Genomic DNA, 12,439 nt, shown 5'->3' with positions numbered 1-12,439 from the left:
AAGTTTCAATCAAAATCGCACCAGTGTTCCGGGTATAATGCAGTTATTAAAAATCGATTATCCACCATCCCAAAGCTTTTTTTGATTTTAGAGTATTTTAACAGCGTAATTACTTTTTTGAAAATTTGTTTTGGCACCAGGCATTATCAGACATTGTTGTTGACACTGTAGATGGCATTACTATACTGATATTTAGGTACCTAAATATATTAGGATACTTAAATAGTGTGAAGGTAGTCAAATGCAGAATCAAAATGTGATACAGCTGTATAATACGTTGAACCGTCTAAGCAGGCAAATGCACCGTTTTTCTCATAGGGCAGAACACAAACGCGGTCTATTCTTCGGGCAGTCAAAATTGCTGCAGCTAATCTCAAAAAATGAAGGAATTATCCAGCGAGACCTTGCGGAACAAATGGATATGCGCCCTTCATCTATGACGGAGGCGCTCGGAAGGCTTGAGCAACTTAACTTGATTTTGCGTAAACGGGATGAAAAAGATCAAAGGACAATGCACATCTACCTGACAAATAAAGGCAGGGAAATTGTTGAAGACGCTGTTAGGTCCGAAGAAGTATTCATAAAAAAATTTACAGACATAGTGTTCAAAGAAATCTCGGAAGAAGAACTCGAAAAGATGCTTGCAATTACCTCAAAGCTGTGTAAAAGTCTTGATACGTTGGACTCGAAAGAATCGAAAGATAGAGACGAAGAATGCTGTCAATAAATGCTGTCAATAATCACTGCCATTGTAGAGAACCGGGACGATGTTCTCATTTTGAATAATTACAAAACAGCGAAAGGATACATTTATGTTTCAACTTATTAAAAAAAATCTTAAGGGCATGGCTCTGATTTATTCTTTACTTGCTCCTCTTTTGATGTTGATAGAAGTCTTCATGGACCTTCAACAACCCAGGCTTATGGCAAATATTGTGGATATAGGTGTTCAAAACAGAGATTCGGGATATATATTATCGACAGGCTTCAAAATGGTCCTTTGTGCGTTTGCCGGATTAATTGGCGGCGCAGGCTGCGGTGTGATCGCCTCGTTTGCATCTATGATGTTAGCCGGGAGTTTGAGAGAAGAGTTATTTCATAAAATACAGTCGCTTTCCTATACGGAAATTGACCATTTCAAAACATCGTCGCTTATTACAAGGCTGACCAACGATGTAACGCAAATTCAGAATATGTTTCTCATGTTGCTGCGTGGCATGGTACGTTCACCATTGTTGTGCATCGGCGGCATATTTATGTCCTTTTTGCTGAGTCCCAGTCTTTCAATTGTTTTCTTTATCATTTTGCCTATTCTCATCACTTGCGTCGCATTTGTGATGATGAGATCGGTGCCGCTTTATACGCAGATGCAGTTCTGGCTTGACAAGGTTAATACCGTCATGCGTGAAAATCTGCTGGGTGTACGTGTTATAAAAGCCTTTAATTTAGAAGACAAACAGAATACGCTTTTCAGCAACGTGAATACAAAATTTACAGAAAAAAGCATACGGGCACAGAACCTGACCTTTACACTGATGCCGATAGCTACTCTGGTTATGAATCTGAGCGTGGTTGCCATCCTATGGTTTGGAGGCAATATGGTCGTTTCCGAAAATATTGAAACCGGTAAGATAATGGCATTTGTCAATTACCTTGTGCAGATAACAAACTCTCTTATAATGCTTGTCAACATGATTATAAACATTTCACGCGCACAGGCATCTGCAGGACGTATAAAAGAGGTTTTAGTCTGTGAAGCGAGTATTAAGGAGTGCAATTCTCCAGTATTGCCAAAGAATTATGACATTGAGTTCAAAAATGTCAGTTTTAGATACGGTGAAAGCGGAGAATATGTTCTGAAAGACTTGTCGTTCCTATTTAAGGAAGGGCAGACAGTAGGCATTATCGGAGCTACCGGCTCAGGAAAGAGCTCAGTTGTAAGCCTGATTCCTCGGCTGTATGAGGCAACCTGCGGGCAGGTCCTGATCGGAGGTTGTGATGTTAAGGATATGCCAGTACAGCACCTGCGCAGTAGTATTGGGGTCGTGCTGCAGGAAAATATTCTTTTCCACGGAACAGTTAAAGAAAATATGAATTTTGGTAATGAAGAAGCAGACGAAGCGAAAATATGGGATGGCCTTCAAGCTGCTCAGGCAGAAGATTTTATTCAGGCCCTCCCTTACAAATTACAAAGTCAAGTTGAACAAAGAGGCAAAAACTTTTCAGGTGGACAAAAACAGCGCCTTTCCATAGCAAGAACTCTTCTGAAAAAGCCAAAAATTTTGATTTTTGATGACTCCACAAGCGCAGTTGACCTTTCTACCGAGGCACGCCTGCAGTTTGAAATTGCAAAAAAGATGAAAGAAAACACGGTAATCGTCATTGCGCAGCGTATATCCGGCGTTATGGACGCGGACACAATATTGATGCTTGACCATGGCAGCGTTATCGCGAAAGGCACCCATAAAGAATTACTGCAAAGCAACGAAGTATATCGCAATATAGCCGTTTCACAGCTTGGCAAGGAGGTGCTCTTGAATGCCACAGAATAACGTGATGCCTCATAATATGCCTCATAATATTACAGGCCGCCCGGCAGGAGGACCAAGCGCTTTTCTTCAAAGGGAAAAAACGGAAATCAAGGACGTTAAGGGAACATTCATACGCATTATTATGTACCTTGGCAAATGGTGGCGCACATTGCTCATCATTTTTTTCTGTGCTCTTGTTACAACAGTGATCACCATTATCGGCATTCAACTAAACGGGTACGCAGTCGACGAGTTCATCTCTAAAAAGGATATTGCCGGACTTGCTCGCATCTGTATTATCATGATTCTTATTTACCTTGTTGCGGTTTTTTCTACTTACATGCAGAATTCCCTGATGATCCGTGTTGCTCAGAAAACTTCGGCTAGTATCCGGAACGATCTTTTCAGCAGCCTGCAAAAGCTGCCCCTCAAGTATTTTGATACCCACTCAAGCGGGGACCTCATGAGCCGCCTGACAAACGATGTTGACAACATCAACCTTACACTTTCACAGAGTGTCGTGCAGCTTTTTTCCGGCGTCATCAGCGTGGTCGGTATGTTGATAGCGATGCTGCTGCTCAGCCCGCTGCTTACGCTGATCGGGCTGCTGACAACGCCTCTGATGTTCTTTACGTCAAAAGTCCTTGCAGTAAAGTCTCAGAAGTTTTTTAAGGAACAGCAATATGAGCTTGGACGGCTTAACGGATATATCGAGGAAATGGTCTCCGGCCAAAAAGTTATTAAGGTCTTTTCCCGAGAAAAGGAGGTGGAGGGTCACTTCAAAGAAATCAATGAAAAGCTTGTTTCCAGTTCTATGAAAGCACAGGCAATAAGCAGCGTCATGGGACCTGTGAATAACACTATCAATAATCTGACCTATTTGATTATCACGGTCTGCGGTGGCGTTTTAATCATAAAGGGATTTGCGGGAATCACTGTTGGCGTAATATTTTCTTTCCTGCTCTATATGCGCAATTTTACCCAGCCAATCAACAATATTCTCAACCTTTTCAGCACTATCCAGTCAGCCCTTGCAGGCGCAGAGCGAGTGTTTGAGGTAATGGACGAGGAAAAAGAAAAAGATGCCGATAATGCCAGAGACATTCAAAACATTGAAGGCAACGTGAAAATTGAATCTGTTAATTTTTCATACATACCTGGTAAGCCTGTACTTAAAGAGGCAACAATTTCTGCGAAAAAAGGTCAGACAATTGCCATCGTGGGCCCTACGGGTGCTGGGAAAACAACCATTATCAATCTGCTCACCAAGTTTTATGGCATTGATGACGGAGCAATCTATATTGATGGAAAGAATATAAATGCCATTACTCGAAAGAGTCTGCGGCAGTCCATTTCAATGGTACTCCAGGATACTTTTCTTTTCTCGGACACCATACGCGAGAATATCCGCTATGGCAGGCTGACAGCAACGGATGAAGAAGTTGAACAGGCAGCAAAGCTGGCACATGCCCATGACTTTATTATGCAACTGCCACAGGGTTATGATACAATTCTTTCTGACAATGGCGGCAACCTTTCACAGGGACAGCGGCAATTGCTTAGTATTGCGAGAGCGATGATCGCACAATCTTCTGTGTTGATACTTGATGAAGCGACTTCTTCAATCGATACACGGACAGAGCTGATTATTCAGAGTGCTCTGCTCAAACTAATGCACGGAAAAACGAGTTTTGTTATCGCACACCGCCTTTCCACCATCAAAAACGCAGATAAAATCATCGTTTTAGACGGCGGTCGAGTAGTAGAAACAGGTACGCATAGCGAACTGCTTGTTTCGGGCGGTTTCTATGCCAACCTTTACAAAAGTCAGTTCAAAAAAGGCATGGCAATATAAGTTGGTAGGACGGCTCAACAATGGCAATCTTTTGCTCTGCCGTCGAGTTTCCTTGCAAGTTTTACCCGTGTTGCCATGAAGCCGGTCACAGTATTCGGGGTTGGCAGTATTCGGGATTGGCAGTATTCGGGGTTGGTGTAGTTGGTCAGAGCAAAATATTTCTTTCAGCTTTTGCAAGACCCGGAAACGCTATTCCAGCCACACACAGACACTAAAAAAAGAACTCGATGATTTCAGGGACATCTTTCGGACGTAGCAACTCGGCAACGTGTTCCACATCCATCTGTTCAAAGCTTGTTGCCAGGTTTGTGAAATCAAAGTTGCGCTGGTGCACTCCACTGCAAGCAATGGGATATATTCGCGCCACGGCTCTGATTATAATTGTTAAGCCTCTTTCAAAATAATATACAATTTGATTTTATATATATAGGGGACTATAGGAGAATAGTATACATTTCGAAAAGCTTAGTGATGCTCAATGGGACCATGTTCAGAATCCAGTTTCTTAGGAATTCGTGCGTTCGAATAGCATCTCTCGCACTAATTATTCATATAGTTTATTGTGATTTTAGACCAGCTTGAACCAGATTATTTCTTTCCATCACTCTAAATCTCATAATGAATTCTGTGCCATTGTTCCTTTTCAATTCGAACTCCCCATCTAATTGGTCTACAAGAGAAGTTATAAGCTGAAATCCCAGACTATCAAGCTCTTTAATTTCAAGATTTTCAGGAATGCCTATACCGTCATCTAAAACGGTTAGAATGAAGTTAGTGCTCTTCCGACCTTCGTTTATGTTTTTTATATACTCTTTGTTTTCCTCCCGGCTGAGTTTAATTCGGATTTCTCCTTTCGCTCTGTCAGGAAATGCATGCTTGAGGGAATTGGAAACAAGTTCATTGACAATTATTCCTAATGGCACTGCAATATCCATATCAAATAAAAGGTTCTCTTCCATATCCATACTTAAGCTGACATCAGTGATTCCAAGCCTGTATGTTAATAAAAGATTTTCAGCAAGTTCCTGAATGTACGGGGAAAAGTTTAGTGTTTCGAATCCGCCGCCTCTATATAGTTCCTCGTGTATCAAAGCCATAGATATTACTCTATCCTGACTTTCTCTGAAGGCTTCCAGAACTTCTGAATCCTTAATATCCTCTCTATTTCTAAACTGTTCAGCCTGAAGATCAAGCAGAGAGGAAATTACCTGAAGGTTATTCTTTATTCTATGATGGATTTCCTTCTTCCGAGCAGTCTCAATATTTGCAAGAGCTTCTTCAGCTTCCTTTCGTTTGGTGATGTCAATATCCATCTCAAGGATCAGGGGAGAACCATCAACGTCTGTAAACGGAAGGTCATAAGCATCAAACATACCACCGTCTGGTAAGGTAACCTGCCAATGATAGGGTTGGCCGGTTTCAAGTACCTTATATGCTTTACAAAACTCACAGGGTTCGGTACACCCAAAACAATACTCAAAACAGTGTTGATCGCCTAACTCGCCAAACTGCTCACGGAAACAGCGGTTTGCGAAGGCAATGTAATGGTCAGGTGTTAATAGAGCAACCATTACCGGCAGCGCCTCCAGTACATCAAAAAACCGCTTCCGTTCAGTATCGACAGCTTCGGTAACCTTACGGCGTGATTCACTCTCGCACAGCACCTCCTCAGCCTGCTTTAGCTTGGTAATGTCAGTCAGTACGCCGTCCCAGATTATTCGGCCATCGGGCAGCCTGCGAGGACGGGAGTGCAACCGTATCCATTTAACCTGGTCGTCGGAAAGCTGCAGAGGTAATTCCATATCAAAATCTGACAATTCACGGGCACTTCGTATCTCGGCTTCGACGAGACGTTCTAAGTACGTCTGTGGAATTTGCCTGTACAGCATTTCTGGATCACGAAGCGCGTCGGATATGCTGATGCCGAACAGCCGCTCGACACCTGTGCTGAAGTATACAAAATTGGTATTGTCATCGGGCTCAAGGACATACTGATATACCGCGCTGTCTGGCAGGTTGTTGCTCAGGAGACGCAGCCGCTTCTCACTCTCTTGCAATGCATCAACCACAGCATCACGCTCCGCCAGTGATTGAGACAGCCTGGTATTGCTGTAGCCTAGCTGTGAAACCATATTGGCAAATGCTGTAAGAAAAGACATGCATGTGTTCACAGCTGCAGGGTTCAACATTGGAACTTTCTCAAGAGCGGCTATGTACTCCTGCTCATTGAAGCCATATTTTCTGGCCTGGGCTCGGAATAATTCATAGTCTACAGGCTCACCCTCAAAAAAGAACTGCCCTGAAAAGACATAGCCAACATGCTGGTCATCCACAATAATGGGAGTCGCTATATCCCACATATTGTTTTTGCATTTATTCAGCTTAAATTCTCTCGGGAGAACACCTGAGGATAGCGTTATGTAGTTTTCCATGCAGTGTTTGCAGGCTTCGGGATGAATCCTGTGAAATCTCGTGCAGATGTCCTGCCATCCAACACTTGATAGAACATTGCCTTTGAGATCAACCAGGGCTATTGGAATGCTAACAAGCTTATAGAAATCCTCCATCAGGGACTGGACAGCCTGCACATCAATAATACTGGCAAGTTCCAGATTTGTCATCTTTAGAGCTTCACTTTCCTGGAGTTTTCCTTCAAGCTTTTTACTCTCACTTATATCAAATCCATAAATGTTTACGCATTCTTGTTCAGGCAAGGGATGAAAAACGAGAAAATATACTCTTTTCCCCACTTTAATTTTTATTTTTTCAATACATTTCTGGAAAATTGCCTTTTGAACAAAAATTTTGATATGTTGAGGCAATTTTTCTCTAACTCTCACGCCCCACTCATGCAATAAAGGCTTTCCTCCCTCATTAGAGTAAAGAACTGTACCATCCTTTGCCACACTGATCACAGGATTCGGGTTTATTGCTTGAGACTGCACCATTTTAGCTGTCATTATTCCCCTGGTCTCCCTCTTTTACGCAACAAAATGCCTAATTTTAATGATAATGGAATAAATCAGTATCTTAATTTTCATATTAATACAATTTTACTTATTATGTAATGAAGCATCATTTGCACTCACTTTATTTGTTAACATTAAAGTGTCTGTTAAAGTGCCAGGTAGTCTGTTAAAGTGCCGACTCACATCGAATTATTATCTAATTAAACCTTCTTTCTTTTACCTTGCTGAGATATATTATGGCTTTAATATAATAATTTAAATTCATAAAATATGCCATTGACATTATTAAAGAATTTATCACTGATATTTTACGTTGCTGAGATATATTATGGCTTTAATATAATAATTTAAACTCATAAAATATGCCATTGACATTACTAAAGAACTTATGACTGATAAAATAATAGCTAAGTTTGAAAGTAAAAAGACAGGGAATGTTCTATAACTAAATAGAAGCCTTTAGATAAAGAACTTTTGTCAGAATTGGAGTGCTGTCACTTATATACTTCGTGATTTATTAATTCTCGGCGTGAGGTAGGTATTTCTTTTTCCTGCCTTGCAATATTCCCAGTTTTTCCAGTTTCTGTAGTTTCAGCAGTATTCCTGTATTTTCTGTTCTTTTACCTGAGGGAAAACACTTTTTATTAAACTTTACTTGTTAATGGCAAACAGTAACAGTAGTTTGAATCGCGCCTCTCGCACTAATGTCCGTGAAGCTACTGTTCTTTGATTTCAAGTACTATTCCAGTTTTCCTATTTCCTCACAAAGTTTTCTTATTTTTAAAATATTTTAGTTTTTTACATTAGACTATTTCTTTTAAACACAAGTAACTGAGAGCACTTCGTACTTTATGAATAATATGAAAAAGGTTATATCAGTGAAAAAATAATAAGACAGTTAAATCGAGAAAAATGTAAACTTCTTATAAATATATAATAAAAGTATATAGAGCCCTCCGAAAAGTCAACAATGGCGTATTGTAAAATTATAATAGGTCTCTAAAATTGAGTGACCATCTTTTTTTGAATATGCCAACTGTGAAAGTTAGTGATCACAACCGCTTTGGATAGTCTCTAAGTTGAACAGGTTTGCACGTGATCTTTTATGAAAAGCTTGAGATTTTTTGTGACAGTGTTTGCCCTTTCTTTTTTTTATATTACTTTAAGCAGCCCTGCAGCTTTGGCGGCAAATATCGTAATTGACAAACAAACTGGATCAGCTGAATCAGGTATTTTTCATACATCTAATTATGCAAACGATGCCGCCTGCATTCAGGCGGCACTGGATAAATCAAAAAGTGGGGATACAATTACTATCCATGAAGGGGACTACTATATTACAAAAATAATATATCAAAATGGTAAAAATCTGAAAATAATAGGCGAAGGAAAAGTAACTCTTCACATCAAAAATCCGGAAAAAGAAATTTACGGGATTTTATTCCGTGGATCATTGATCACAAACAAAAAATTGAACACTAATTTCAATAAGGGCTCATCTCAAGTGGTTTTAACTGATGCTTACGGGGTTCGCAAGAACGACCTGATAAAAATCTGGAAAAATGTCAAGTGGTGTCCTCTTGATTATTCTGATCAAATGACAGGGGAAATTTACGCTGTTAAAAATGTGAATGGAAATGTTGTCACTTTAAATCAACCACTCCTTAGAGACTACAAATTATCCGAGACTGTAAAGGTCGAAGTATACAGACCTATTCAAATGCATATACAGAATATAAGAGTACAGGGCAGAGGTGCAACGACGTCTCATCATGGACTGGCTATGCAATATTGCAAGGACAGTTCTATCACTGATTCCTGGTTCAAAGATATTGGATTCGGTGCTATTTGCCTGTATTCCTGTTTTAATGTGAATATCAATAATAATGGGATTTACAATTCACTTCTTCCCGGGAGTGGATATGGTGTTAATGTGGCTAGCGGTTCGGCTTTTGTCAATATTGACCATAATCACATAGAAAATTGCAGGCATGCTATAACAGGTAATACAGCTGAACGCAAATCTTTAAATCGTGACGTTTTTATCACTGATAACACTCTGATAGGGGGAAACATCGCCGGTTCTAGTGTTGTTGATTCTCATCCTGTTACTATTAACTATGTCGTAACTAAAAACAAAATATACCCGCAACCAGGCTTTTTCACTTTTTCAGATGGCACACAATATTCGACATTTTCTAACAATAAAATTTTCGGTGGATATGGAGGGATATCCAGACGCGGTAGCATTAATGATGGAGTACACATTTACGAAAATAATAAATTTAATGGTATGTCAGGTATTATGTATCTGGGAGGAAAAAGTGGAATCAATAACAAGCTCATAATTAAAAATAATGTTCAAAACGATGGGATATATGGAATTTATTTTCCAGGTAAGGAGAGTTTCAGGAATATAATAATAAGTGGAAACAGCTTTAGCAATCTTTCGCATAAAGGAGTGTATCAGAAGTTTAGAATTAACGGAGTAAACTTAAATATCTCTAACAATAGGTTTACAGACATAAAACTGAATGGAATACATATAGATGGAAATTCGTTCAAAAGTAACATTGTGAAGATACAAAACAACATCTTAATAAATGTGTATCCACCGACTCTTTCTTATGGAATCATAGTAAAAAATGTTCAAAACGCTAAAATTACCGGAAATAAGATATCCAAAAACCAAAAACCCAGCGTTCCTGTTGCTTCATTTTATGCATCTCCAAAATCAGGAAAAACGCCATTAAAGGTTAAATTTACTGACAAAAGTACAGGAAAACTCATTAAATGGAAATGGAATTTTGGAGACGGAAAATCGTCAACTGCCCAGAATCCAATTCATAAGTATTCTAAAGCTGGAAAATATACTGTTAAACTTACAGTAACAAATGCTGCAGGTAGTAACACAGTAACAAAATCAAAGTATATCATAGTGACAGCAAAACCTGTTGCTTCATTTTATGCATCTCCAAAATCAGGAAAAACGCCATTAAAGGTTAAATTTACTGACAAAAGTACAGGAAACCCCACTAAATGGAAATGGAATTTTGGAGACGGAAAATCGTCAACTGCCCAAAATCCAACTCATAAGTATTCTAAAGCCGGAAAATATACTGTTAAACTTATGGCGACTAATGCTGCAGGTAGTAACACAGTAACAAAATCAAAGTATATCATAGTGACAGCAAAACCTGTTGCTTCATTTTATGCATCTCCAAAATCAGGAAAAACGCCATTAAAAGTTAAATTTACTGACAAAAGTACAGGAAACCCCACTAAATGGAAATGGAATTTTGGAGACGGAAAATCGTCAACTGCCCAAAATCCAACTCATAAGTATTCTAAAGCCGGAAAATATACTGTTAAACTTGCGGTAACAAATGCAGCAGGAAGTAGTACAAAAACCAAATCAAAGTATATAAATGTTATATAAAAGTGTCCAGAGCTTCCCAAACGCCAGTTGCTGCATTTTCTGCATCTCCAACCTCAGGAAAAGTACCATTAAACATTAAATTTGCTGACAAAAGTAAAGGGTCACCAACTAAGGTCCCGTCTCAGAACGAACTATGCAGATTTTCAATTGGACGTTTTGATTTTCACTATCAAGGTTGCCAATCAAAGTTATAATAAATAATAAGTTGCATAGGTTATTTCGTTGCAGGTACTAAATGGAAATGGAATTTTGGAGATGGAAAAACTTCAATTCAGCAGAATCCAACACATAAGTATCCCCCTCGAACCTGAGCCGTGAAAGGGGTTCAGGGAGGAGTAGTTCACTTCATTTCTTCAGGTGTAAATGCGAACTGACAAAGTTTTGATACGTGAGTAAGCAGAAGTGAACTACCACTCAGCTAAAGACTGAGTGTCTTCTTGGTTCATTCCTCCCTCTATTGAGGGCAAGTCCCCAAGCTCTTCCCCGCGTTCCGCAGGTGTTATAATCCAATTCGATTTTGATCTATGAGAGCAAATTTCTTGATATTGATAGCGGCATTTATATCTCTATCATGTTTTGTTTTACAGTCTGGGCAAGTCCATTCTCTATCTTTTAATGTCAAATATGAATTATGATATCCACAAACATGACATACTTTAGAAGATGGTTCAAATTGCCCAATTCTCAGGATGGTTTTTCCGTACCATTCAGCTTTATACTCTAGTTTTGTTACAAAACTGCTCCATGCGGAATCACTTATAGCCTGTGCCAAATGATGATTCTTGACCATTCCTTTAACATTCAGAGTTTCCAGAGCTATTGCTTGGTTTTCGCTTATGAGTTTAAAAGAGAGTTTGTTCTGGAAGTCATTCCTCTGATTAGTTATTTTGTCATGTAGTACAGCAAGCCTATGTTTGGCTTTTACCCTGTTCTTAGAACCGTTCTGTTTCCTTGATACTCTTTTTTGAAGAACCTTTAACCTGTTCAAAGAGTTTTTCAGGTAGTTAGGATTCTCAATCTTTTCTCCTGTGGAAAGTATAGCAAAATCCTTAATCCCGACATCTAGACCCACTGTAGTAGATTCTGAATACTTCTGTTTTGTAGGAAGTTCTTTTCCATCTTCAACAAGGATACTAATGTAGTAATGTCCTTGACATGTCCTTGAAACAGTAGCTGTTTTAAGCTCGCCCTCAAACTTCCTGTGAAAAACTGCTTTAATTGGTTCTATTTTAGGGAGCTTGACAGTGTTTTTTTCAAAGTTTACGGAGTAGTGTTGAGGTACAGGAAAAGATTGAATTGGGTTTTTCTTAGATTTGAACTTAGGAAAGCCGTTTTTCTCTCGGAAAAATCGAGTGAAGGCAGACTCAACCTGCTTAGTCATTCCCTGCAATGATTGAGAATTGACTTCTCCTAACCATTCATTAGAAGCTTTCAAGACAGGAAGCTTTTTGTTTAAGTCAAATCTGGAAATTGATTTTCCTGTCTGTTCATAAGTTTTAATTTTCTGATCAAGTGCCCAATTGTAGACAAACCTACAGCTACCTATATGCTGATTTAATTGAACAGCTTGTGTAGCTGTAGGATAGAGCCTAAATTTGAACGCTTTCATCATACAAAGTATTATATTGTTTAACAATATATATAT

9 protein-coding genes are annotated in these 12,439 nt (G+C 39.2%); 6 read left to right on the top strand and 3 right to left on the bottom strand.

Features of this window, described 5'->3' with window-relative positions; all coding sequences use genetic code 11:
* Nucleotides 1–241 precede the first annotated feature (241 nt).
* From MSBRW_RS10875 to MSBRW_RS22260, 4 genes are all read left to right on the top strand, one after another.
* Nucleotides 242–727, top strand: a complete 486-nt coding sequence (locus tag MSBRW_RS10875) for a MarR family winged helix-turn-helix transcriptional regulator (protein ID WP_011307633.1) — start codon at nt 242–244, stop codon at nt 725–727.
* An 85-nt stretch (nt 728–812) separates the two neighbouring features.
* Nucleotides 813–2,552: an ABC transporter ATP-binding protein gene (locus MSBRW_RS10870; RefSeq protein ID WP_011307634.1), complete on the top strand. Its 1,740-nt coding sequence runs from the start codon at nt 813–815 to the stop codon at nt 2,550–2,552.
* Nucleotides 2,539–4,386 (top strand): ABC transporter ATP-binding protein, encoded by a 1,848-nt coding sequence (locus MSBRW_RS10865; RefSeq protein ID WP_011307635.1) that lies wholly within the window; start codon nt 2,539–2,541, stop codon nt 4,384–4,386. The genes MSBRW_RS10870 and MSBRW_RS10865 overlap by 14 nt, the downstream gene beginning before the upstream one ends.
* 20 nt (nt 4,387–4,406) lie before the next feature.
* Nucleotides 4,407–4,601, top strand: coding sequence for a hypothetical protein (locus MSBRW_RS22260; RefSeq protein ID WP_155398208.1), 195 nt, complete (start codon nt 4,407–4,409; stop codon nt 4,599–4,601).
* Here the strand turns inward: MSBRW_RS22260 and MSBRW_RS22255 are convergent.
* On the bottom strand, nt 4,598–4,753 hold the full coding sequence (locus MSBRW_RS22255) for a hypothetical protein (RefSeq protein WP_155398206.1): 156 nt from the start codon (nt 4,751–4,753) through the stop codon (nt 4,598–4,600). The genes MSBRW_RS22260 and MSBRW_RS22255 overlap by 4 nt on opposite strands.
* Before the next feature lie 190 nt (nt 4,754–4,943).
* Complete coding sequence (locus MSBRW_RS10860) at nt 4,944–7,346, bottom strand: PocR ligand-binding domain-containing protein (protein ID WP_011307636.1); 2,403 nt, start codon at nt 7,344–7,346, stop codon at nt 4,944–4,946.
* A gap of 1,114 nt (nt 7,347–8,460) precedes the next feature.
* Between MSBRW_RS10860 and MSBRW_RS10855 the strand changes: the two genes are divergently transcribed.
* Entirely contained in the window at nt 8,461–10,794 is a 2,334-nt protein-coding gene (locus tag MSBRW_RS10855; RefSeq protein WP_155398204.1) for a PKD domain-containing protein, read from the top strand.
* A 197-nt stretch (nt 10,795–10,991) separates the two neighbouring features.
* Nucleotides 10,992–11,105, top strand: coding sequence for a PKD domain-containing protein (locus MSBRW_RS24275; protein WP_394298287.1), 114 nt, complete (start codon nt 10,992–10,994; stop codon nt 11,103–11,105).
* Nucleotides 11,106–11,293: 188 nt separating this feature from the next.
* Here MSBRW_RS24275 and tnpB read toward each other — a convergent pair whose 3' ends face one another.
* Nucleotides 11,294–12,406, bottom strand: coding sequence for an IS200/IS605 family element RNA-guided endonuclease TnpB (tnpB, locus tag MSBRW_RS10850; protein WP_011307639.1), 1,113 nt, complete (start codon nt 12,404–12,406; stop codon nt 11,294–11,296).
* Nucleotides 12,407–12,439: the final 33 nt, after the last annotated feature.

The sequence above is a fragment of the Methanosarcina barkeri str. Wiesmoor genome, from assembly GCF_000969985.1.
In the GTDB taxonomy this organism is placed as follows: domain Archaea; phylum Halobacteriota; class Methanosarcinia; order Methanosarcinales; family Methanosarcinaceae; genus Methanosarcina; species Methanosarcina barkeri_B.
This window is presented reverse-complemented; position numbering and strand designations above follow the sequence as displayed.

Coding starts and splice junctions, on each gene's coding strand:
- MSBRW_RS10875 (WP_011307633.1), top strand. CDS start 242: ATGCAGAATCAAAATGTGATACAGCTGTATAATACGTTGAACCGTCTA.
- MSBRW_RS10870 (WP_011307634.1), top strand. CDS start 813: ATGTTTCAACTTATTAAAAAAAATCTTAAGGGCATGGCTCTGATTTAT.
- MSBRW_RS10865 (WP_011307635.1), top strand. CDS start 2,539: ATGCCACAGAATAACGTGATGCCTCATAATATGCCTCATAATATTACA.
- MSBRW_RS22260 (WP_155398208.1), top strand. CDS start 4,407: ATGGCAATCTTTTGCTCTGCCGTCGAGTTTCCTTGCAAGTTTTACCCG.
- MSBRW_RS10860 (WP_011307636.1), bottom strand. CDS start 7,346: ATGACAGCTAAAATGGTGCAGTCTCAAGCAATAAACCCGAATCCTGTG.
- MSBRW_RS10855 (WP_155398204.1), top strand. CDS start 8,461: ATGAAAAGCTTGAGATTTTTTGTGACAGTGTTTGCCCTTTCTTTTTTT.
- tnpB (WP_011307639.1), bottom strand. CDS start 12,406: ATGATGAAAGCGTTCAAATTTAGGCTCTATCCTACAGCTACACAAGCT.